Annotated in this window: 22 protein-coding genes; 11 read left to right on the top strand and 11 right to left on the bottom strand. The window is 42.6% G+C overall.

Annotated elements, in window-relative coordinates:
• Nucleotides 1-5: 5 nt before the first annotated feature.
• The 4 genes from frr to rpsB all read right to left on the bottom strand — a co-directional run bounded on the left by frr (nucleotide 6) and on the right by rpsB (nucleotide 3,118).
• Nucleotides 6-572, bottom strand: coding sequence for a ribosome recycling factor (gene frr, locus TPSD3_RS04255; RefSeq protein ID WP_086487332.1), 567 nt, complete (start codon nucleotides 570-572; stop codon nucleotides 6-8).
• A gap of 6 nt (nucleotides 573-578) precedes the next feature.
• A complete protein-coding gene (gene pyrH, locus TPSD3_RS04250) occupies nucleotides 579-1,307 on the bottom strand; it encodes a UMP kinase (protein ID WP_086487331.1) in 729 nt (242 codons plus the stop codon).
• Between the two features lie 2 nt (nucleotides 1,308-1,309).
• Nucleotides 1,310-2,173, bottom strand: coding sequence for a translation elongation factor Ts (tsf, locus tag TPSD3_RS04245; RefSeq protein ID WP_086487330.1), 864 nt, complete (start codon nucleotides 2,171-2,173; stop codon nucleotides 1,310-1,312).
• A 144-nt stretch (nucleotides 2,174-2,317) separates the two neighbouring features.
• Complete coding sequence (gene rpsB / locus TPSD3_RS04240; protein ID WP_086487329.1) at nucleotides 2,318-3,118, bottom strand: 30S ribosomal protein S2; 801 nt, start codon at nucleotides 3,116-3,118, stop codon at nucleotides 2,318-2,320.
• A gap of 194 nt (nucleotides 3,119-3,312) precedes the next feature.
• Here rpsB and map point away from each other — a divergent pair, with 194 nt between their 5' ends.
• Both map and TPSD3_RS04230 read left to right on the top strand, forming a co-directional pair.
• The gene (gene map / locus TPSD3_RS04235) at nucleotides 3,313-4,122 is read left to right on the top strand and encodes a type I methionyl aminopeptidase (RefSeq protein WP_086487328.1); all 810 of its coding nucleotides are present in this window, start codon (nucleotides 3,313-3,315) and stop codon (nucleotides 4,120-4,122) included.
• Nucleotides 4,123-4,146: 24 nt separating this feature from the next.
• Nucleotides 4,147-4,638: a hypothetical protein gene (locus TPSD3_RS04230; RefSeq protein ID WP_086487327.1), complete on the top strand. Its 492-nt coding sequence runs from the start codon at nucleotides 4,147-4,149 to the stop codon at nucleotides 4,636-4,638.
• A gap of 7 nt (nucleotides 4,639-4,645) precedes the next feature.
• On the opposite strand, the gene TPSD3_RS04225 is transcribed toward TPSD3_RS04230, so the two are convergent.
• Nucleotides 4,646-5,332, bottom strand: coding sequence for a hypothetical protein (locus tag TPSD3_RS04225; protein ID WP_086487326.1), 687 nt, complete (start codon nucleotides 5,330-5,332; stop codon nucleotides 4,646-4,648).
• A gap of 116 nt (nucleotides 5,333-5,448) precedes the next feature.
• Here TPSD3_RS04225 and TPSD3_RS04220 point away from each other — a divergent pair, with 116 nt between their 5' ends.
• The 7 genes from TPSD3_RS04220 to TPSD3_RS04190 all read left to right on the top strand — a co-directional run bounded on the left by TPSD3_RS04220 (nucleotide 5,449) and on the right by TPSD3_RS04190 (nucleotide 10,327).
• Complete coding sequence (locus tag TPSD3_RS04220) at nucleotides 5,449-6,447, top strand: ABC transporter substrate-binding protein (RefSeq protein ID WP_217884373.1); 999 nt, start codon at nucleotides 5,449-5,451, stop codon at nucleotides 6,445-6,447.
• Entirely contained in the window at nucleotides 6,447-7,190 is a 744-nt protein-coding gene (locus TPSD3_RS04215) for an ABC transporter permease (protein ID WP_086487325.1), read from the top strand. The genes TPSD3_RS04220 and TPSD3_RS04215 overlap by 1 nt, the downstream gene beginning before the upstream one ends.
• Nucleotides 7,187-7,948 carry an ABC transporter ATP-binding protein gene (locus TPSD3_RS04210; protein WP_086487324.1) on the top strand — a complete coding sequence of 254 codons (762 nt, stop codon included), beginning with the start codon at nucleotides 7,187-7,189 and terminating at the stop codon, nucleotides 7,946-7,948. Before TPSD3_RS04215 ends, TPSD3_RS04210 begins: the two co-directional genes overlap by 4 nt.
• Nucleotide 7,949: 1 nt before the next feature.
• The gene (locus TPSD3_RS04205) at nucleotides 7,950-8,417 is read left to right on the top strand and encodes a prepilin-type N-terminal cleavage/methylation domain-containing protein (protein WP_086487323.1); all 468 of its coding nucleotides are present in this window, start codon (nucleotides 7,950-7,952) and stop codon (nucleotides 8,415-8,417) included.
• The gene (locus tag TPSD3_RS04200) at nucleotides 8,395-8,793 is read left to right on the top strand and encodes a PilW family protein (protein WP_086487322.1); all 399 of its coding nucleotides are present in this window, start codon (nucleotides 8,395-8,397) and stop codon (nucleotides 8,791-8,793) included. Before TPSD3_RS04205 ends, TPSD3_RS04200 begins: the two co-directional genes overlap by 23 nt.
• A 90-nt stretch (nucleotides 8,794-8,883) precedes the next feature.
• Nucleotides 8,884-9,327, top strand: a complete 444-nt coding sequence (locus tag TPSD3_RS04195; RefSeq protein WP_086487321.1) for an Hsp20/alpha crystallin family protein — start codon at nucleotides 8,884-8,886, stop codon at nucleotides 9,325-9,327.
• 70 nt (nucleotides 9,328-9,397) lie between these two features.
• Nucleotides 9,398-10,327, top strand: a complete 930-nt coding sequence (locus TPSD3_RS04190) for a DnaJ C-terminal domain-containing protein (RefSeq protein ID WP_086487320.1) — start codon at nucleotides 9,398-9,400, stop codon at nucleotides 10,325-10,327.
• A gap of 4 nt (nucleotides 10,328-10,331) precedes the next feature.
• Here the strand turns inward: TPSD3_RS04190 and TPSD3_RS04185 are convergent, their stop codons facing one another.
• The 3 genes from TPSD3_RS04185 to TPSD3_RS04175 all read right to left on the bottom strand — a co-directional run bounded on the left by TPSD3_RS04185 (nucleotide 10,332) and on the right by TPSD3_RS04175 (nucleotide 13,035).
• Complete coding sequence (locus TPSD3_RS04185; protein WP_086487319.1) at nucleotides 10,332-11,717, bottom strand: PhoH family protein; 1,386 nt, start codon at nucleotides 11,715-11,717, stop codon at nucleotides 10,332-10,334.
• A gap of 45 nt (nucleotides 11,718-11,762) precedes the next feature.
• Nucleotides 11,763-12,230, bottom strand: coding sequence for a peroxiredoxin (locus TPSD3_RS04180; RefSeq protein ID WP_086487318.1), 468 nt, complete (start codon nucleotides 12,228-12,230; stop codon nucleotides 11,763-11,765).
• A gap of 70 nt (nucleotides 12,231-12,300) precedes the next feature.
• On the bottom strand, nucleotides 12,301-13,035 hold the full coding sequence (locus tag TPSD3_RS04175) for a thiol:disulfide interchange protein DsbA/DsbL (protein WP_086487317.1): 735 nt from the start codon (nucleotides 13,033-13,035) through the stop codon (nucleotides 12,301-12,303).
• 265 nt (nucleotides 13,036-13,300) lie between these two features.
• Between TPSD3_RS04175 and efp the strand changes: the two genes are divergently transcribed.
• The gene (gene efp, locus TPSD3_RS04170) at nucleotides 13,301-13,870 is read left to right on the top strand and encodes an elongation factor P (RefSeq protein WP_086487316.1); all 570 of its coding nucleotides are present in this window, start codon (nucleotides 13,301-13,303) and stop codon (nucleotides 13,868-13,870) included.
• Nucleotides 13,871-14,130: 260 nt separating this feature from the next.
• Nucleotides 14,131-19,965 carry an alpha-2-macroglobulin family protein gene (locus TPSD3_RS04165; protein WP_086487315.1) on the top strand — a complete coding sequence of 1,945 codons (5,835 nt, stop codon included), beginning with the start codon at nucleotides 14,131-14,133 and terminating at the stop codon, nucleotides 19,963-19,965.
• A 125-nt stretch (nucleotides 19,966-20,090) separates the two neighbouring features.
• Here the strand turns inward: TPSD3_RS04165 and TPSD3_RS04160 are convergent, their stop codons facing one another.
• From TPSD3_RS04160 to TPSD3_RS04150, 3 genes are all read right to left on the bottom strand, one after another.
• Nucleotides 20,091-20,999, bottom strand: coding sequence for a DUF4435 domain-containing protein (locus TPSD3_RS04160; RefSeq protein WP_086487314.1), 909 nt, complete (start codon nucleotides 20,997-20,999; stop codon nucleotides 20,091-20,093).
• On the bottom strand, nucleotides 20,999-22,057 hold the full coding sequence (locus TPSD3_RS04155; RefSeq protein WP_086487313.1) for an AAA family ATPase: 1,059 nt from the start codon (nucleotides 22,055-22,057) through the stop codon (nucleotides 20,999-21,001). Before TPSD3_RS04155 ends, TPSD3_RS04160 begins: the two co-directional genes overlap by 1 nt.
• Nucleotides 22,058-22,129: 72 nt before the next feature.
• The gene (locus TPSD3_RS04150; RefSeq protein ID WP_086487312.1) at nucleotides 22,130-23,095 is read right to left on the bottom strand and encodes a ParA family protein; all 966 of its coding nucleotides are present in this window, start codon (nucleotides 23,093-23,095) and stop codon (nucleotides 22,130-22,132) included.
• Nucleotides 23,096-23,260: the final 165 nt, after the last annotated feature.

Below are 23,260 nucleotides of genomic sequence, written 5' to 3'. Positions count from 1 at the left end.
AAAAATTAAACTTCCATTAACTCGGCTTCTTTCTCTGCCAAGGCTTCGTCCACTTTGGCCACGTATTTATCGGTTAATTTCTGAATGACTTCTTCGGCGCGACGTTCATCATCTTCAGAAATTTCTTTGTCTTTGACCAAATTTTTCAACTCATGATTGGCATCGCGGCGAATATTACGAATAGCCACGCGGGCGGTTTCTGTCTCATGTTTCACCACACGCACCAGTTCCCGTCGCCGATCTTCCGTCATGGGAGGTAATGGCACACGCAAGGTATCGCCTAAATTAGTGGGATTTAAGCCCAAATCGGAATCACGAATGGCTTTTTCAATTTTACCCACCATATTTTTTTCCCACGGGGAAACGCCCAAAGTGCGAATATCTAATACTGTCACATTAGCCGCTTGATTCAACGGCACTTCAGAGCCGTAATAATCGACTTTAACATGATCTAATAAACTGGTATGCGCTCGGCCGGTGCGAATTTTGACAAATTCTGCTTTTAACGCATCGACACTTTTGTGCATTCGCTCTTCGGCATCTTTCTTAACCAACTCAAGTAATTCACTCATAATCGCCTATTCCTCACTGTGAATCAACGTGCCTTCATCTTGTCCGCAAATGGCACGTAATAATGCGCCCGGTTTGCCCATGTCCAGCACGCGCAATGGCATCTTATTGTCCCGACATAAGACCACAGCCGTGGTATCCATTACGCCCAATTGACGGGCTAATACTTCGTTATAAGTTAAACGGGTAAATCGAGTGGCTTGGGGATTAGCAACGGGGTCTGTGGCGTAAACACCATCGACTTTGGTGGCTTTGATCATCAATTGCGCATTGATTTCAATGGCACGCAGACTGGCAGCCGAATCTGTAGTAAAAAACGGATTCCCTGTCCCTGCGGCAAATAATACCACACGCCCTTTATCCAAGTGACTGATGGCACGGCGACGAATGTAGTCCTCACAAATCGCGTCAATCCGAATCGCCGACATGACGCGGGCATGAACATCCACCTTACGCAAAGCATCTTGCATCGCCAAGGCATTCATCACCGTGGCCAACATCCCCATCTGATCCGCAGACACCCGATCTACGCCAATGGCGGTCAATCCGACTCCGCGAAAAATATTCCCCCCACCAATCACTAAACCCAATTGTACGCCCAAATCAACAATTTCCCGGACTTCATTCGCCACGCGCATCATCACTTGGGGATCGATGCCGTGGCCTAAATTGCCCATTAAGGCTTCACCGCTGAGTTTGAGCAGGACTCGGCGATAAGTAGGGGTTAATTCTGTCATGATTAGGTGTGTCCCTTAACCTGTTGCATGACTTCGTCGGCAAAGTTTTCGGTTTTCTTCTCAATACCTTCGCCCACTTCAAAGCGTTCAAATTGCAACACGGTCGCCTTTTGCGCTTTTAATAATTTTTCTACGGACTGATCGGGGTCTTTAACAAAAGGTTGACCCAATAAAGTGACTTCCAAACGGCCTTCGACCATTTTGCTAATAATATCCGCGGGTTTTCCGCTTTCGGCCGACTGGGCGGTGAAAATTTCGCGTTCTTTGTCCAACACTTCGGCGGGAACTTGGTCTGCACTGACGCACAACGGACGGCTGGCCGCCACGTGCATGGCGACATCTCTGGCTAAGGCTTCGTTGCCGCCTTGCATTTTTAACAATACACCAATGCGTGTCCCATGCAGGTAAACGCCCAACACGCCACCCGCATCCGCAGTAGAACAGATAAAACGGCGCACACTGATATTTTCACCAATTTTGGCGATCATGTCGTTGCGAATTTCTTCGATGGATTTACCATTGACTTGAGTGGCCAATAAATCGTCCAAACTGGCTGGATTGTCTTGCAATACTTTATCCACAACCAATTGACAAAAGCCTTGAAAATCATCGCCTTTTGACACGAAATCGGTTTCACAGTTCACTTCCACCATCGCAGTGCGCTGACTGTCGCCTTGCACCACAATCAAACCTTCTGCGGCGATGCGGCCGGCTTTCTTTGCGGCTTTGGCTTGTCCGGATTTGCGCATGGCTTCAATGGCGGCTTCGATGTCTCCGTTGCTTTCTACCAACGCCTTTTTACATTCCATCATGCCCGCGCCGGTGCGCTCACGCAGCTCTTTCACCAATGCTGCCGTAATAGACATAGTCTTGACCTCTTGCTTCAAAATTAAAAATGGCTTAAAAATACGATTAAATCGACTTTAACTTTCACTAAATCGGGAAAACACATCGAAAACCATGAAAACATGAAACGATGTGTTTTCAGAAGGTCATGCGAATCGGGTCAATTAAGGCGCGACTGCGGACTCATCGCTTTCAACTGCCGCGGGTTCTGCGGGTGTTTCCTCAGCGGTGGCTGTGCCGTCTTGAACCTCAACAAACTCGTCTTCTTCGCGTACCATTTGGCTGACTTGTTTGCCTTCGTTAATGGATTCAGCGATGCCATTGGCATACAAACTGACCGCACGAATCGCGTCATCGTTACCGGGAATCACGTAATCGACAAAATTAGGGCTGTTATTGGTATCGACCACCCCAATGACAGGAATACCCAATTTAACCGCTTCCTGAATGGCGATTTTCTCGTGTCCCACGTCAATGATAAACAACGCATCAGGCAAACCGCCCATATCCTTGATCCCGCCTAAGCTGCGTTCTAATTTTTCCAACTCGCGGCTACGTGACAGGGCTTCTTTTTTGGTGAGCAGATTCCAAGTGCCGTCGGCGTTTTCTGCTTCTAAGTCTCTTAAACGCTTGACAGAAGCACGAATCGTTTTAAAGTTGGTCAACATGCCACCCAACCAACGACGGTTGACATAAGGCATATTGCACTGTAACGCGGCTTGTTTCACAGCTTCTTGCGCCGAACGTTTGGTGCCGACAAATAACACCGTTCCTCGCCGTGCAGCCAATTTGCCCACAAAATTGAGCGCATCTTGGTACATGGGCAGAGAATGTTCTAAATTGATAATGTGAATCTTGTTACGTTCACCGAAAATATACGGTGCCATTTGCGGATTCCAAAAACGAGTTTGGTGTCCGAAATGCACGCCCGCTTCTAACATTTGACGCATGGAAACACTGGCCATAATAATACAACTCCGTTAGGGTTAATCCTCCATACATCCCATGACTTGACCTCGCATAACGAAGCACCCCAAACCATGTGACGATGTATGTGTGTGATGAGAGAAAGGTAAAATAAAATGAACTGTTGCCTATTGGGCGTGTGCTTTATACCATAGAAGGCTTTTTTCAACAATCAATATGTGTTTAAAAGATTATGGCTGTGACGATTAAATCCCCTGATGAAATTGTAAAAATGCGGGTGGCTGGGCGTTTAGCCGCTGAAGTGCTGCAAATGATTGCGCCTTATGTGCAGGCGGGAGTCAACACTTTGGAGTTAGACCAACGCTGTCACGATTACATTGTAGGCGAACAACAGGCGATTCCTGCGCCGTTAAATTACAAAGGTTTTCCGCGTTCAATTTGTACTTCTGTCAACCATCAAGTGTGTCATGGTATTCCCAATGACCGTGTTTTGAAAAATGGTGACATTGTTAATGTTGATATTACCGTGATTAAAGATGGTTTTCATGGCGATACCAGTCAAATGTTTATTGTGGGTGAGGCGCATCCGCGGGCGAAGCGTCTGGTGGAAATCACCTATGAGGCGATGTGGTTGGGGATTGCGCAAGTGCGGCCGGGGGCGTTTTTGGGCGATGTGGGTCATGCCATCCAACAATTTGCAGAATCCCATCGTTTTTCGGTGGTACGCGAGTATTGTGGACATGGGATTGGTCGTTTATTTCACGAGGAGCCACAGGTGTTGCATTACGGACAAGTTCGCACGGGGTTACAATTGCTCCCGGGCATGACGTTTACCATTGAGCCGATGTTAAATGCGGGTAAACGGCACGTCAAACAGTTAAGCGATGGTTGGACAGTGGTCACCAAAGATCACAGTTTGTCGGCACAATGGGAACACACGGTGTTGGTGACAGAAATGGGTGTGGAAGTGTTGACCTTGCGTCCCGAAGAGCAAGCCCGTGCAGCGCGTTTCTTGGCGGCGGCTTCTTGTGTGACGGTTTGAGTGAGTTTGAAAAACGAGGCCATTATGGACGAAACAACGACAAGTCGAGCCTGGTTACTGGATTTTGGTAGGGGATTGCGGGCAGCGGTGGGCGCGCATGAGATGTCGCAAGTGCTGCTGTCGGTGACGTTGCACGAAATCCCCTGTACGCCCCCGTACGCCAGCGAAGTTTTTGTGTTTCAGGAAATGATTTTACCGGTGCTTGACGTGTACGCGCTTATTCGTGGGCAACGCGATGAGATGACGGTGCATTTATCGGCACACATTGTTGGTCTTATTTTGTATCAATTAGACCCTGACGATCCGGCGCATTATGGTGGATTACGTTTAACGACATTACCGGTGAATTTATTTGTTGATGACAGCCAATTTTGTCCTTTACCGGCACAATTGGATTTTTGGCGGCCGGTGGCCATTTCGTGTTTTAATTTAAACGACAATCCTATTCCTATTATCGATTTAGGTCGGCTTTTCTCTGGGCATTTGCAACACCATCATTTTGCCAAAAAAGCATGAGTGATTCTTAATGCGTGGTCGATTCATTTTCCATGATTCGCAAACAGTTCCACGCGGGCGTGAGTTGTGGATTGGTTTCTTCTGCATCAATGCTGAATAATAACCGTCGCGCTTCATCACATAAAATTTGTCGTTGGGTTTGATTAAACAAACAAATCGCCGCTTTTACCGCATCAATGGATTCGCTCAGTAACGTCGGTACAATATCAGAAGATTGAATGGGCGATTGTGGATGTAATAAATGCGCAATCACCGGATAACTTAATAAAGCAAAATGCAAACGGCGTGCGCTGTCTTTTTCTAATAAAGGCGCAAGATTTTCTGGAGAAGACTGTGAATGACTGGCTTTAATGGATTGCATAATAATATCGTTTAAATTACGCAATCCTTGCAATTCGCCATTAAAATGACCGCCTAATCCTGCACATTGTTCATATAAAGCATCAATTCGGTCTTGTAATTTAAACATGGCTTCCACGTCTACTTCTGCGGCCAAACTGGCAGCATCGGTTAATAAGGTATAGAAACCTTGTTGAAAATTTAATCGTTCTTGTTGATCGCGTTTTTGTGCTTGGGCGATGTCGGTTTGGGTGATATTTTTATGACCAAACAAGGGATTTTGATATTGTCGTTGCAGATGTCGTTCCCAACAACCGGGTTGTTCACTAAATTGCAATGGGGGGGAGGCGGACATTAGATTTTCTCCTAAGACGGTACTATGGGCTTTATTTTAAGCCAATTTGTCAAAAGACAAAATAACTCGTGTTAAAAATTTCTTACCATTCAATTGTAGTTTAAGGGAGAGGATGGATGTTTTATTCCCGTTTTTTTAGCATGTTATTGCTGACTTTATTCAGTGTATTAGTTATGGCTCAAGACAATAGAACCATTCGCGTGGGCGTGTTGCAATTTGGCACGGTGAATTGGGAATTGGCCACGATACAACAACAAGGTTTTGCTCAACGCCGCGGAATTGATTTAAAAATAACGCCATTGGCTTCTAATCACGCCATTAATGTGGCCTTACAAGGGGGCGAAGTGGACGTGATTGTGAATGATTGGATTTGGGTTTCTCGCCAGCGTGCTGAACAACGTCTTTTTAGTTTTGTGCCTTATTCGCTTTCGGTGGGTGGATTAATGGTCAAACCCGATGCACATATCACGCAATTAAGCGAATTAAAAGGGAAAAAATTAGGCATTGCTGGCGGAGCAGTAGATAAAAGTTGGTTATTGTTTCGGGCGTATAGTCATAAGGTTTTAGGACAAGATTTAATTCAACTCGTGACTCCTGTTTATGGTGCGCCGCCATTACTGAATGAATTAATGCGTCGCGGCGAATTAGATGCGGTGATTAATTTTTGGCATTATAATGCTGAATTGCAAGCTGCGGGTTATTCTCCATTATTATCCACAAATGAATTATTACCCGAATTAGGCATTACCACTCCAGTGCCATTATTAGGCTGGGTTTTTCATGAACAATGGGCAACTGAACATCGCGGATTATTATTAGATTTTTTACAAGCTTCTTATCAAGCCAAACATTATTTAAAACAATCGGATCAAGCGTGGTTAGCTATTCGAGAAATAATGAAAACAGAAAATCCAAATACTTTATTATTATGGCGCGATCAATATCGTGCGGGTATTGTGCAGCAATTTGGGGAAAAAGAACAAGCGGCAGCACAACAATTATTTGCGATTTTAGCGCAATATGGTGGCTCTGATTTAGTGGGAGAACAAGCCACATTAAGTGCGGGAACATTTTGGCCAGAATTTACCATTCCTTCATTGGATTTAATTGAGTAATGATGGCGTTATTACGGGGTTTATCTATTCTACTATTTCTCCTGTTATGGCAGGGCATCGCATACAGCTTACAAGACCCTTTGTTGCCCACGCCTGTGATGGTGTGGCAGAAATTTGTTTGGCATGTGACCACGGGCGAATTGCTGTATCATTTAAGCGTGACCTTAATGCGAGTGGCGATAATTTTCACCATTGCGATGTTATTAGGAACGTTAATTGGAGTGTTAATGGGACATTTCCCACAAATCGATGCGTTTTTAGATGGATTATTGGTATTGGCTTTAAATATTCCTGCGTTGGTGGTGGTGATTTTATGCTATATTTGGTTAGGATTAACGGATATAGCAGCCGTCGCTGCGGTGGTCATTAATAAAGTCCCCACAGTGGTGGTCACCGTGCGGGAAGGCGCGAGAGCCATTGATCGCCGTTTAATGCAAGTGGCTGATGTGTTTAAAGTATCATTGTTTTGGAAATTAAGCTGGGTTTATTTACCGCAATTATCGCCTTATTTAATGGCGGCTGCTCGCAGTGGATTATCATTAATTTGGAAAATTGTTTTAGTGGTAGAATTGTTAGGGCGTAGCAGTGGAATGGGGTTTCAATTAGGCGTTTTTTTCCAATTTTTTGACATTACCAGTATTTTAGCTTATACCTTTGCTTTTGTGATTGTTGTGTTTTTAATTGAAGCTTTATTCATGCGTCCTTTAGAACGCTATTTGCACCGTTGGCGAATTGTGCCATGACCTTACATGATCCCTTACATCTTCATATTGCACATAAGGCTTTTTCTCCTACATTCATTCCTGTGTTAAGCCAATTGCAATTAACCATTCATGCGGGAGAATTTATTGCGTTTATTGGCCCTTCGGGAGCGGGTAAAAGTACCTTATTAAATATTGTGGCTGGATTGGATCGACAATTCAGCGGAACGGTGATGATTGGCCAACAAAATTTACATCAAGGATCGCAAGCGCAATTGCGTTTAGCCATGATGTTTCAAGAAACGCGATTAATGCCGTGGTTAACGGTATTAGAAAATTTATTATTGGTGTTAAAAAAAGAAACTCATGCCCGCTCGCGTGCCATGCAGGTGTTAGAGCGTGTGGGATTAACGGCACAGGCCAACGCCTATCCACAACAACTTTCGGGGGGAATGCAGCGGCGTGTGGCTTTAGCGCGGGCATTTGTGGTGCAGCCTGAATTGTTATTAATGGATGAGCCTTTTATTTCTGTTGATGCGCCCACAGTGCAGCAATTACACACGCAATTATTGCAATTATGGCAACAACATCAAGCCACTATTTTATTTGTCACGCATCATTTTCTTGAAGCATTATTATTGGCTGATAGTGTTGTTTTTCTATCTGCTGCTCCTGCACAGATTATTCATGTTGAAGCAATCACTTTACCCCGTCCACGTGAGTTAGAACAAATAGAACGGATGGCTAAACAATTATTACAACGTTATCCCCAATTATTATCAGGACAATTAGGTGTCTAATATGGGTTATATTAAAAATTTACTGCCACAACGCGCTTTTACTTTAATTGAATTAATTATTGTGATGGCCATTATTGCTGTGGGAGCAGCTTTGGTTATTCCTAGATTAAACAGTGGCGAAACGGTAAAATTAGAAGCCCAAGTCAGGGAATTATTAGCCACTTTAAATCATGCGCGGCGTTCGGCAATTGTGGAGGGAAAAACAAAAACAATTTTATTACAATCAGCAGTGCCATCTGATGAACCAAAATTACGGCAATTACCCGGTGTGTGGGAAAGCCGTGGCGCAGAAATAAAATGGGCTGAGAAAAGTGAAGCCACTGGCACTTTAAAAGTTAGTTTTTTTCCCGCCGGCGGCAGCAGCGGTGGCACATTATTATTAACGCAATTTGATGTGCAAGTGAAAATTAAAATTGATCCTTTTAATGGCAAAACAATGGTAGATTATGAACGCGCCCCAAATATTTAATAAAAAAACAATCACAGGATTTACTTTACTGGAAATTTTAATTGCTTTAGTGATTGTTGGAATGGCATTAGGGACTATTTTTAGTTTATTGGCGGGCAGCAAACGCTTGGCCTTTTCAGCCGCAGAACATTTGCAAGAAAGTTTATTTTTACGCGCCGCGATCAATGCAGGACAAGTTTTAGAAAAACCCGAATATCCCGAATATCCTAACGCTTTTCGCTTACGGGTCAGCGGCGAACCGGAAGACGTTTTAGAACCACCAGAACGGCAAACGCAAAAAATTCAATTTGTTTTAGAACCGTTTATCATTACCGATTCGGATTCGGGTTTGCGCTTGGAAAGTTTACGCTGGAAAAAATTAACCGCCACGCAGTAATGTTAAGCAGATTGAAATAAGCAAAACTATACTTATATTATAAAGCAGTTGGGATAATTCACTTTGATAATCAGGGTAAAGGTTAATAATATGAAAACGCATAATTATAATCCTAATACAGACCCCGTGTGGCACTTATTAGACAAGTGGCAACAAACCTTAGAAAATCGTCCGGTTAAGCCTAAAACAAAACCCCATGAAAGCACGTGGCAAAGCCCACAAAGCACATGGAAACCCTTAGCCGATGTGCAGCAACGGGATAATCACTTTTTAATTACGCTTGATGTTCCGGGCGTTGCGCCCGACGCGCTGGCTATCACGATGGCGCAAGGTGTGTTGAGCGTGACGGGAACACGCGATATTAGTAATACTAAGCACGGCCGCAGTCAATGGCAACACCATGAACGACCCCAAGGATCGTTTTTACGCCAATTTAATGTCCCCAGCGAATTAGCCGATATTCAGCACATTACGGCTAAAATCAGTCAGGGCGTATTGACCATTACTATTCCACGTAAAGTAAAGCGGATTTAATCGGTTAAATAACGCTTAATGTTTATTGATATGAATGGTTTTTTATTTTGGATTCTGATTTGATTGAACTATGAAATATAAAGACTATTATAAAATAATGGGATTGCCCAGAGAAGCCAGTGCCGACGATATTAGAAAAGCCTATCGTCGTTTGGCACGTAAGTATCATCCCGATGTCAGCACAGAAGCCAATGCCGAACACCATTTTAAAGAACTCAATGAAGCCTATGAGGTGTTAAAAGACCCTGAAAAACGCGCCAAATATGACCAATTGGGCAGTCATTGGCGCGCAGGGGAAGAATTTAATCCACCGCCGGGCTGGGATTTTGGTGGGGCGCAGCCGGGATTTAGACGGGGAGCTGCGGGTTTTGGTGCGGGCTTTGATTTTAGTGATTTATTCGGTGATTTTTTCAATAATACCGCACGACATCGCGCTCATCCTTCTGATTTTTATGAAGATATGCAGGCTGAACCCGAAGTCAGCGGTCACATTACGGTATCGTTGGAAGAGGCGTATCACGGCACGACGCAATCTTTACAATTTGCGCTGCCAAATGGGGAAAATCGACGTTTAAATGTGAAAATTCCTGCCGGTGTGACGCAAGGACAACGTATTCGTCTGGCCAAACAAGGCGCAGTAGGACGCAATGGGGTAAAAAGCGATTTGTATTTGCAAGTAAACATCGCGTCTCATGCACATTATCGCTTAGAAGGGCGTGATGTGTATTCGGATTTGCCACTTACGCCGTGGGAAGCCGCGCTGGGTGCGACGGTCAATGTGCCGACTTTGGGCGGGACAGTGGGCTTGAAAATCGCGGCCGGGGCGCAGTCTGGCGATCAATTGCGCTTAAAAGGGCGCGGTTTACCCGGTGATCCCGCTGGCCATCATTATGTGCAGTTACGCGTGGTCGTTCCTGCGGCAAGCACAGAATCAGCACGACGTTTTTATGAAGCAATGGCGCGAGAATTCGCCCAATTTCAGCCCAGAGAAAAAAGTTAATCGACTACAACACCTGCGACGCAAAATCAGCCAAGCGAGACCGCTCGCCGCGTTGCAGGGTAATATGCCCACCGTGCGCCCACGATTTGAAACGATCCACCACGTAGGTTAAGCCTGACGTGGTTTCGGTTAAGTAAGGCGTGTCGATCTGCGATAAATTTCCCAAACACACCAATTTAGAACCGGGACCCGCACGGGTAATTAAGGTTTTCATTTGTTTAGAGGTTAAATTTTGCGCTTCGTCTAAAATAATATAGCGATTTAAAAAAGTGCGGCCGCGCATGAAATTTAACGAACGAATTTTAATGCGATGATGCAATAAATCAGTAGTCGCGGCTCGCGCCCATTCGCCGGCGTTATTATTGGGTGTTAGCACTTCTAAATTATCCACAAATGCGCCCATCCACGGAGTCATTTTTTCTTCTTCTGTGCCGGGTAAAAAGCCAATATCCTCGCCCACAGGAATGGTGACACGAGTCACAATAATTTCTCGATAACGCGCTTGGTCTAAAGTTTGCGCCAATCCTGCGGCTAAAGCCAATAAGGTTTTCCCCGTCCCTGCCGCGCCTAATAAAGTGACAAAATCAATCTCTGGATCCATGAGTAAATTTAAGGCAAAATTCTGTTCAGGATTTCTGGCATTAATGCCCCAAATATGATGTTTAGTTTGACGAAAATCGCGGGTAGATTCAATGATCGCGCTGTCATTTTCACACTCTCTGACTATCGCTTCAAAAGGCGGATCATTTTCGGTAAAAATATATTCATTCGGATACCAATTTTTTACCAATTCTCCTGTGACTTTATAAAAAGTGCGCCCTTCTTCTTTCCACACACTTAATTCTTTGCTGTGCGTATCCCAGAAATTATCGGGTAAAGATTGTTTGCCCGTATATAATAAATCAGCATCATCTAGCACTTTATCATTGGTATAATCTTCGGCATGAATGCCCAAAGCATGGGCTTTAATGCGCAGATTAATGTCTTTAGAAACAATGGTGACTTTGCGCTCTTTATCGGCACGTTGTAAGGCAATCGCAGTGCTTAAAAAACTGTTATCGGGTTTATTACCGGGTAATGATTCGGGTAAATTAGAATGGGGAAAAGATTGGGTTTGAAAAAATAAATAGCCGCATTGTTTTTGTTCCAATTGGCTATAAGGGAGAGGAATGCCGCCTTCAATATAATTATGTTGGCTAATCAGTTGATCTAAAAAACGACTAACTTGTCGCACATTACGCGCCACTTCGGACATGCCTTTTTTGGCCGCGTCCAATTCCTCTAAAACCACCATCGGCAAATACACGTTGTGTTCATGAAACCGAAATAATGCGGCGGGATCGTGCATTAACACGTTGGTATCCAAAATAAAAAGGCGTTTTTGTGACATGGTGGTTTTTCTCGTTTTTTAAATCTAAAATTAGCCTAAATTTACTCAAGAAGCCGCTATATTTTTCGCCGCTTCTAACACGATTTTAGCATGCTCAGGCACTTTCACTTTACGCCATTCTTGACGCAAAATCCCTTCCCGATCAAATAAAAAAGTGCTGCGTTCAATTCCAGTGACCATTTTACCAAACATATTTTTAGGCTTTATCACCTTAAAATGTTGACATAATAATTCTTGTTCATCAGAAATTAAATCAAAAGGAAAATCGTATTTAACTCTAAACTGCTCATGTTTTTTCACAGTATCACGAGACACACCAAATAAGCGAATCTGGTGTTGTAAAAAATCGGGATATAAATCGCGGAATTCTTGTCCTTCTTGGGTGCAACCCGGTGTGTCATCACGGGGATAGAAATAAAGAACAATTACTTGTCCTTTTAATTGCGATAAATCAATCGTTCGCCCGCTGGTGGCTGGCAACGATAATTGCGGTAATGAATCACCAATTTGCATTATTTTATCCTTAAAAACAGGGAAAAATTGGGGATAATTAATTGAGTCATTATCCCCAAATATATTTATCTTATTGCTGCGTTTCTACAGGTTTGGCCGTGTGTTCAGCCGGGGCAGCTTCAGCGTTGGCGGGCGTTTCCACCGCCGGAGAACGAGCGGCATATTCTTGTGCGGCAAGATAATTGATAATTTTTAGTTTATTATCAAAGCCTTGTGTTTTATCTGGCGCAAGACGATATTTACCCGCCACCACCGCACTGGGTACGGACATGATGCCATAAGCCACCGTTAAACTGTTGGCACGGCGCACTTTATTATCCACCGAAAACGAGGCAAATGCCTTATCAAAATCCGCCTCACTAACCCCCGCTTCTTGTACAAAAATCGCCTTAATCTCTTCTTCTTTCTCTAAGCGTTTTCCTTGCTCATGAATCGCCTTAAATAAAGCCAAGTGCATGGTGTCTAAAACACCTAAAGATTCCGCCGTATAATAGGCTTTTGCCAATAGTATATTACGCGGATTAAATACCGCAGGCATTCTGACATATTTAACGTAATCAGGTTTCTCCTGAGCCAACCAAGTTTGTGAATGTTTCTCAAAATTATAGCAATGAGGACAAGTATATAAAAAGATTTCTGTCACTTCGACATAGGTATTGTCATCAGGCGTTTGTGGCGTGGTGACAGTCTCGTACATGCCCTGCCAAGGGTTTTCCTCAGCCACGCTCGTGTTATGGCTGGATAAACCACCAAAACCAATCACAGTCGCTAATAATGCCGTGTAAAGGTTAATCTGTTTTTTCATAAGCAATCCCTTAATGAGTTTAATTAAATTTTAAAGCAAAACAGATAATATGCGCATAAGAAGTGATTTTTTCAATGTGGCGCAGAAATATTTTAAATGGCAGGGCAGCACAATGTGACCCTCATCCATATCTATTATTCCAACATCCTCATTTTAAAAATATTTTTTACTGTCAAGCCATCATTTCACTGGTTTAACTTCACCAATTCGGTTATCATGGGCAGTTTTTTTAAACCTTCCTCACCCACAAAAAAAGGATATTTCTATGGCAAGTTACAGCACCAGCGAATTTAAATCGGGCTTAAAATTGCTACTCGACAACGAACCTTGCACCATTATTGAGAATGAATTTGTCAAACCCGGCAAAGGACAAGCCTTTAATCGGGTTAAATTACGCAATCTCTTAACAGGACGGGTGATAGAGCGCACTTTTAAATCGGGTGACACCGTCGAAGCTGCCGACATTATGGAAACCAATATGGAATATTTGTACAATGATGGCGAATTTTTCCATTTCATGGTGAATGATACTTTTGAACAACACGCGGCATCCGCGGCCACCGTGGGTGACAGCGCGAAATGGCTCAAAGGACAAGAACAATGTACCATTACCTTATGGAATGGCGCGCCAATTGCTGTTTCCGCGCCCAATTTCGTGGTGCTTGCGGTGACGGAAACCGAACCCGGTGTGCGCGGTGATACAAGTGGCGGCGGCAGCAAACCCGCGACTTTAGAAACTGGTGCGGTGGTGCGAGTTCCTTTGTTTGTCGATGTGGGCGATCTATTGAAAATCGATACCCGCACTGGCGAATATCTATCCAGAGCCAAAGAATAAATATTGTTTTTCTCTTTGTTTATCTATAGCAGAATCATTTCATTTTGCTATAGATAATAATAAAACTTAACATCGATTGTCTATTATTAAAATAATTTAACAGAAACACATCATTCATCCGTGTGCGTTCCATTGGGAGTCCAACGAATTCACCATAATTTGTTCTCAATAGGATGTAAATTGACCCTTTCATCCCAATAGTCACAGCGACATTCCTGTTCTTTTTAAAAACGCTTTTCTCAAAATCTGAGGATTTTCTTATGACACGTGTATTTTTACTGGCTTGGTGTATGCTGACAGGCTTGTTGTTGCACGTCAACAGCATCGCCTTTGAAAGCAAACCCTTAGCCGCCGATAAGCCATTGGAATTACTTCGCATTACGCCATCGGGGCGCGATGTTGCCCAAACCCAAGAAATTGTCTTTCAATTCAATCAAGCGGTTGTTCCACTCGGTGCGATGGAACGCCCCGCAGAACAAATTCCCATCACCATTAGCCCAGCATTAAATTGTGAATGGCGATGGTTAAATACCTCCGCATTAGCCTGCCGCTTAACCAATCAAAATGCCATGGCATTAGCCACACGCTACCGCATTTTAGTCAATCCCGGTATTAAAACCGAATCAGGAAAAACTTTAGCCAAAGCAGTGAAACATGAATTCTTTACCCAACGCCCACAAATTCAACAAACAGAATTCAACAGTTGGCGTGCGCCGAGTATGCCTGAATTAAAAGTTTATTTTAATCAAATGGTGACTGTAGATTCTGTGAATAAACACCTTTATTTTCAGAAAAGTAACGGACAACGTGTCCCTGTCATTGCCACGCTGCCTAAAACAGATGAAGCGGATCAAGCCCATTCTAATAATAAGGCCCTTATTCCAGAAAACAATACCGCCAGACAAATGTGGATCATTACTCCTGCGCAATTAATGCCTTTAGACAGTGCAGTAACGCTACAGATAGAACCCGGCCTTATTTCTTCACAGGGACCAGAACGCGGAATTGAAAAAAGAACGGTGCTAAGTTTCCATACGTTTCCTCAATTTCGTTTCTTAGGCGTGCGTTGTGAAAGTTTAGCGGGAGAAACGTTGTTATTAACGCCAGAAGATAAATTGGGAACAAATCGCTGCGATCCCATGCAAACGGTAGCGTTACGCTTTAGCAGTCCCGTGTTGCCTTCTACCGTGCGCGATAATCTGGTATTAATGCCCGATTTGGCCGGCGGCCGCACCGATTATAAACCGTGGGAAGGAGTAGAAGATTATTCTCGCTTAACCGCTCAACATGAAAAAGACGATACTTATGATGTTTGGTTGCCTGAATTATTAAAGGCTTATCAAAATTATCAATTGCAAGCCAGTAATTTAAATTTTCGAGATGAATTTGGTCGGCCATTAGTGAGTCCTATTAGAATGGCATTTGCAACGGATAATCGTGCGCCTGCTTATACTTTTGAACATCATTTTTCGGTGTTAGAAACAGGAATAGACAGCGAAGTTCCTATTTACATGACCAATTTGGATAAAGTCGAAATAAAATTTAATCGCTTTTTAGCACAAAAAGGCTGGAGTCCATTATTAAGCCATTCTTTAGCCGTGCCTAAAGTGAAAAATTTCTCGATAAAAACCCCGTTAAATATTCGGCAATTACTCGGCGATACGGATAAAAGTGGTCTTATTGTTGGCGAGTTTAATACCACGCCCGCACTCGACGCAGATTACCCTAAATCACGCTGGTTTTTTAGCCAAATTACACCGTTATATGTGCAAGCAAAAATAGGGCATTATAACAGCCTTATTTGGGTCATGGATTTAGCGACGGGACAGCCCGTTGCCAATGCCAAAGTAGAATTATTTAAACAAGATTATAGCCGTTTAGTTTCTCAAGCCGCTCCTGTTTTACACACCGCCCAAACCGATGCCAACGGTCTGGCACACTTACCGGGAACAGTAGAATTTGATCCCGATTTAGTCGTGTCTAACAGCTATGGTGATGAAGAACAACAGTTTTTTATTCGCGTGACACAGGATCAAGCGGTGGCTTTACTGCCATTGGATTACAGTTTTTCTGTGCAAATGTACGATTTAGGCGTTTCTTACGAACTGTATCCGTATTCACGGAAAAAATTTGGACACATCAGCGCGTGGGGTACGACAGCACAAGGCATTTATAAAGTCGGAGACCGCATACAATATAAAATTTTTGTACGTAATCACGACAATCAGCGTTTGATCAGCGCGCCTAAAGGCGAGTACACATTGACCGTCGTCGATCCTATGGGAAATACGACATTTGAGAAAAAAGGCTTAACCTTATCCGAATTCGGCGGCTTTGATGGGGAAGTGGACATTCCCAAAACTGCACCTGTCGGCTGGTATCAGTTTAATTTAAAAGGCAGTTTTTCTGATCAGGAATGGACACCCATGCAAGTCTTGGTGAGTGATTTTACGCCCTCGCCTTTCCGTGTCCGCACCCAAATCAATGCTCCCGTCGCACAACAAGGACATGAGCTACAAGTAGAAACCAAAGCCGAACTACACGCAGGCGGCCCTTACACCGCGGCCAAAACGCGCCTCACAGCCACCTTGTCGCAAGAATCGTTTTATTCTAAACACCCACAAGCGAAAGGCTTTGATTTTGATACCTATGTGGAAAATGTTTACGATGATACGGTGTTTCAAACCGAAAATAAATTAGATGATCATGGTTTGTTACACAATAAATGGACGTTGGGAGAATCCGCTGTGTTGTACGGCACGCTGCGCGTCGAAAGTGCAGTACAAGATGAACGCGGTAAATACATCGCCCACACCGCCAGTGTGCCTTATGTCGGACGGGATCGCTTTGTCGGTTTGAAACAAACCCAATGGGTGGTTGAAGCACGAAAACCCGCAGAAATTCTCGCTTTAGTGGTTGATTCTACAGGAGAACCCGTCACAGGAACGACTATCAAAATACAGGTAGAACGCCGCGAAACCAAAGCCGCTCGCGTCAAAGGCGCAGGCAATGCGTATTTAACTCAGTTTCAACATGAATGGGTCGCCGTGAGCAATTGCGAATTACAATCGACAGCCGCACCGTTATCTTGTGTTTACAATCCACCCCAAGCCGGCACGTATCGTTTAACCGCAACCATTCAAGACAGTCAACAACGCAGCCATCAAACTGAATCTTATCAATGGGTTGCAGGCAGTGATGCGGTGGTATGGGAGAGCAATGAAGGCAACGGCCTAGAAATTGTTCCCGAACAAGACAGTTATAAAGTCGGGGAAACGGCGCGTTATCTGGTCAAAAATCCTTATCCCGGTGCGCAAGCCTTGATTACGGTAGAACGTTTTGGCGTATTAAATCAATGGTTACAGCCCCTCGAACACAGCATTGAATTGATTGATATTCCAGTGTTGGCCGATTATGAGCCGGGCTTTTTTGTATCCGTCACCGTCATGTCGCCGCGTCAAGATCAGCCGTTGAGTGCGGATGGCATTGATTTGGGTAAACCTGCATTTCGTATGGGTTATGTGCGCACCCAAGTGACTGAACCGTATAAACAATTAACCGTCGATATTCGCAGCGACAAAGCCGTTTACCGTCCCAAAGAGACGGTGACATTGGATTTAGCCGTAAAACCAAAAACCGATTTAGCCTTAAATGAACCCGTGGAATTAACGCTGGTGGTTTTAGATGAAGCGGTATTTGATTTGTTAAAACAAGGGCGTAGCTATTTCGATCCCTACGAAGGTTTTTACAACGTAGATGATTTAGAAATGAGCAATTACAGCCTGTTATTGCGTTTGGTGGGACGGCAAAAATTCGAGAAAAAAGGCGCAAGTGCCGGCGGTGACGGCGGTTTAACGCCAGAAATGCGGACGTTATTTAAATTTGTCAGTTACTGGAATGCCAGTTTACGCACCGATGAACACGGTAAAGCCACGGTATCATTTCCCGTACCGGATAATTTGACCGGGTGGCGTGTTCTCGCCATTGCCATGACTCCTACGGATCGCATGGGATTAAGTGACAGTTCTTTTAAGGTCAATTTGCCCATCGAATTACGTCCCGTCATGCCTAATCAAGTGACGCAAGGCGATGAATTTCGTGCGGGAGTCAGCGTGATGAATCGCACTGAACAAGTGCAAGCGATCACGGTACAACTGGCGGCTGCGGGCGATTCTGTCAAACATGGCGACGGTCAACAGACTGAAATTAAAGAAATAATACAGGCTAAACCGTATCAACGTTATACTGTTTGGCTGCCCGTACAAACGCAGTCTAGCGGCGACATTCGTCTAATCGCCAGTGCGCACAGTGAAAGTTTACGCGATGAATTAACGCATATTCTGCCGGTGCGGCCGCAGCGAGTTCTACAAACTTCTGCGCAATATGCCACCACGACAGAGAATCAAGTCATTGAATCCATTGCGATTCCCAAAAACGCCCAAGCGAATATGGGACAACTCAGTGTCGCGGTGATGCCAACGGTGATCGGTGGAATTTCTGGCACATTCCGTTATATGCGCGATTACCCTTATCAATGTTGGGAACAGCGTTTGAGTAAGGGCGTGATGGCCGCCAATTATGAATCGTTAATGCCGTATTTGGGAACGGAATTGGTGTGGAGTGACAGCGCGATTTTGCCGGTGACTTTGTTAAAAGATGCGGTGAATTTCCAAGCTCCCAATGGCGGTATGGCTTATTACGTTGCGACCAATGAGCGGGTAAGTCCTTATTTGAGCGCGTATACTGCGCTGGCGTTTCAATGGTTGAAAAAACAAGGGCATCAAATTCCCGCGCCTGTAGAAAATCGTTTACACGATTATTTAAGCCAGCTTTTGCGCCGTGATGTCTTACCTGATTTTTATACTAAGGGCATGTCGGCCTCGGTGCGAGCGGTGGCGTTACTGGCTTTGGCGATGCGGCAAAAAATAACCCGTGCCGATTTAAAACGTTATGAACCGCATGTGGCGAGTATGGATTTATTCGGCAAGGCGATCATGTTACACACCGCCACGCTCCTGCCTAATACGGAAAGTTTACGCGAAGAATGGATTAAAGATTTGTTGGGATATATGACGCAATCGGCTGGAAAAGTGGCGTTTAACGAATCGTTACCTTCTGATTATAAACACATTTTATCTTCTCCTTTGCGTACACAATGTGCGATGTTATCGGCTTTAATTGCTTATGATGAACAGGCACAAGATGGCTTGGTGAGTGATTTACCCTTTAAACTGGTGCGTACCATTAGTGCAGCGCGTCAAAGCGGCGGTTATTGGTCAAATACGCAAGAAAATCTGTTTTGTATGAATGCCTTAATCGACTACAGTCGCGTGTACGAAGCGGCTGAACCCGCGATGACGGTCACGGTGCGTTTGGACGATCACGCCTTGCCAACGACAACGGGACAAACGCAGGTGGAATTTAAGCAATTAAATGATGCCGCGCAACAATTCGTTTATCCTCTGGCCGAAGATGCAGGGCGTGCGGCGCAATTGGCGATTCAACGAGAAGGCGACGGCCGTTTATACTACAATGTGCGTTTAAGCTACGCCCAAACTGTGGACACGGCTCAAGCGGTGAATGCCGGCATGGAAATTCGCCGTGAGTATCACGTTGAGCGTGAGGGCAAATGGCAATTATTAGCCGATCCGTTGGCCTTGCAAACGGGAGATCGGGTGCGGGTTGATTTGTATTTGTCTTTACCGACAGCGCGTTATTTCGTGGTGGTGGATGATCCGGTGCCGGGTGGTTTAGAGCCAGTCAATCGAGATTTGGCCACGGCTTCCCAAGTCGATGCCGCCCAAGCTGAGAATCGCCCTGCCAGCGTTTACGACTCATCCTCTTATTGGCATACACGACAAGATTGGCAGCGGGATGGTTTCTGGAATTTCTACCATCAGGAATTGCGTCATCATGCGGCCATTTTCTATTCTGAGTTTTTAGCGGCCGGACATTACCACATTTCCTACGTCGCCCAAGCGATTGCCCCGGGAACTTTTGTCGCCATGCCCACCAAAGCCGAAGAAATGTATGAGCCTGATATTTATGGATTAAGTCAGCCTGTACGTTTGCAGATTGAGCGGGCGGGGGATTAGAAAAAAATATTCTGAATCAGAATTGACAGAATTAAACAATTGGCAAGATTTATTTCTTGGTTAATATTAATTTTTGGAGATTCTGATTCGGGTGGGAATGAAATTATTTTCAGTGACTCAATTTGCTATATAAATGTGGACAAATAATTTCGTAAACACGCTGGCGTATCGGCGTATTGGCTTAATACAGACAACGCATTGCTTTCTGCTGGAACTTGGAAATTAATTTTATTCCCTGTTTTATCTTTTATTTCAGACTTATTAAGTTCCTCTACCAGTTTATTTAAGAATTTGATAAAAAACTGCAATTCTTGTTTTCCTCTAAACTGACAAGGTTTATCTTGAAAACTTTGAGATTTAATCCCAATATCTACACTAAAGCTACGCGCTTCTTCGGGCAAATTATACTTTTTTCTAACCTGATTTAATTCAGGTTCAAGCAGATTTAGTGTAACATTGATTAAATCATCAATTTTTTTATCTTTTAAAGAGTTTTTAAGATTATTTTTTGTTGATACTGAATGCCAAGCATTAAACTCTGTTATTTCTTTATGAAATTGAGATTGAATAGCATTAAAGCAATCAAGACATTGTTTAAAAATCTGCTCGATTTTGACATTGCTAAATTCACTGATTTTAAATTCATATTTAAGAATGTGTTTAAAACAAGATTCTGTCGTATAGAAATTTTCTATTGAATAACAAGGTGTTTCATAGATTTCTTTTCTTAATTCTTCTGCTAAAGGTTCATCAAAATCTCTGTCAACAAAAAATGCTTTTTTAGCTGCTCGATACATTTCATGATCTTTAAGTCTATTAAAAAGTCTAATCACATTTTGTTTATTATCAGAAACGATTTCCTCCCAGTCGATATTTGGCAAATTTTCTTTTATTCGTCCAAAATAATAGCCACTGTCTTGTTTTCCTTCAAAAAAACAAATCAAAGATTGCGGTTTTTTAGCATGTATTCTTGTGAATTTTAAAAATGCGGAACTTGCTTCATTTCCACAAGATTGCATTTCGCTCGGTAACATCAATCATACTCCCGAATATACTCTTTCAAACCTACCGTATTGATCATCAATTCGTCATCAAAAATAAAAGGAGAATGCGTTGTGGCCACAAGAAATTCACATCTAGGGGCCTTTAATATATCAAGCAACAAGGTACGTTGCCATTCAATAGACATGGACAATTCAGGTTCATCAATTAAAACTGCACATTTTTTTGGAGAAGAAAGATATAAATGCGAGAAAATAGAAATAATTTGTTTCTCGCCTGAGGAAAGATAATGAAAAGGAATTAAACGCCCTTTTTTGGTATGAATTTCTAGTGATTGATCAGTACAAATAAATTTTTTATCAATTAAATAATTATTACAAATATCAGCAAATCGCTGTAATAATTGTTCAGGAGTCAATTGATGTTCAATGGCAATGCCTTCTATTTTTTCCAATTTTTCCAAAACGTCGTCCATTCCACCAGATTGCAGCAAATGACTGGGCAGTTGTAAATCCGCTGGAAGATAACCCAACTGTTGCAAATCTTCTTCTATGCGTCGATAAGTGGTTAAATAAAGCGTTTCCAAATCAAAATATTTTCTCAATTCTTGTATTTTTTGTGAGTAATTCCCTTTTTCTTCCTTATCAAGAACTTTTAATTTTTCTGCTAATAATGGAGAAGGAATTTTTAAAGCATTACTAATATGACGCACTTCTTTAAGTTTTGCCAGTGATTCAGCAGAATGTTCTCTGGCCAAACTAACCAATTTTCTTAGTTCTTCTTTACCAATTTTTTCTTGGATTTCTTTATATGGCTGATCTTCAGCTTGTTCATCTTGTAAAAATTGGTTTATCTCATCTTTACAAATGCAAAATGAACCTGTGGCAAATTTAACAATAATGCGTTCAAATAACATATTTTCTAAGCGATAAAATCTCCCGCTTAATATGGAATATAAAATATTCAGTACTGTGGTTTTCCCCATGCCATTTTCAGAAACTAAAATTTTTATTGGATAAGGAAATTCAATAACAATATCCCTATCTCCATACAAACCATAAATGGCAAATTCTGATAATGGTGAGGTCATGTGGTTAGCCTTTAATTTATCTCAATAGTTATAAATAATCTATAAAACATAATTATTCCTTAATCACTATATTTATTCAATATTCCACCCTAATTTCTGTTCAAATTCATTCACAAAATCAATAAGCCCAAAATTTTCTCTTAGATTTAGATTAAGAATTGCAGGAATACCAAACTCAGCTGCCGCTACATAAAGCGTTTTATTTTCCCGTAAATAATGATCAAAAACAGGAATTTTAAGACTTTTTACCCTGTTAATATAATCAGGAATTTTAAGACTTTTTACCCTGTTAATATAATCACGTGAAACCGCTATGGGCTCACCACCATAAAATTGTACTATATTAAAAACAACACCCAATATAATTGGCGTAATTTGTCTTGTTACATTATCTGGATCATACTTTACGTATTCATTATAATCTTCCACCAATTTATTTAAGCTATTAATGAGATAATTAATACCGAGTGTGGAAAGATAATCTGCTTTAGTTGGAATTAACAAATGATCGCTGGCTACAATGGCTGTCTTAGTCACCACATTAAAATTGGGTGGACAATCAATTAATACCACATCATAATCCGTTGAATTAAGCTGTTTTAATCCCTGTGCCAATCGACCATGAACCTTTAAAAAATTCTTGGTGGCCTGCCGCAAAGAAGAACCACTTAATTCCATGGCCAATTCTAAATCAATATTAATTAACTCCAAATGAGAAGCAATCATATCGACCTTCCCTTTTGCACCCAATTCCTGCAATTTTTGATTGACCATATCAGGAGAAAAAATAAGTTCTTTTAAAGGAATCGGCAATTGATTGTCTTCAAAAGATTTAAACCATCGTCTAATGGTTTTGGTATCGGAATATTTTTTTTGCCAATCTTCGGGCGAGACAAACGACAAGGTTAAACTCGTTTGGGGATCAACATCAATTAACAAAACTTTTCGACCCCGCCGCGCTAATTCTGCGGCTAAATTAGCCGTAATTGTTGTTTTACCAACGCCGCCTTTATAATTAATCACAGAAATGACTTGCATATTATTCTCTGTAAAATAAAATTAACCATAAAAAACAAAGCTTTTCTCAAATCAAAGAGATACAGAAAAACTTTAATTTTTACATAAAAAAGTCCCTACACTTACAAGCAGAAGCTTTGGTAGAGACCATTGATATTCTTATGGTAGGCTCAATAACAGGGACTG

Source organism: Thioflexithrix psekupsensis (assembly GCF_002149925.1).
Classification (GTDB): domain Bacteria; phylum Pseudomonadota; class Gammaproteobacteria; order Beggiatoales; family Beggiatoaceae; genus Thioflexithrix; species Thioflexithrix psekupsensis.
The sequence above is the reverse complement of the archived record's forward strand: the minus strand, read 5'-3'. Positions and strand labels throughout refer to the sequence as shown.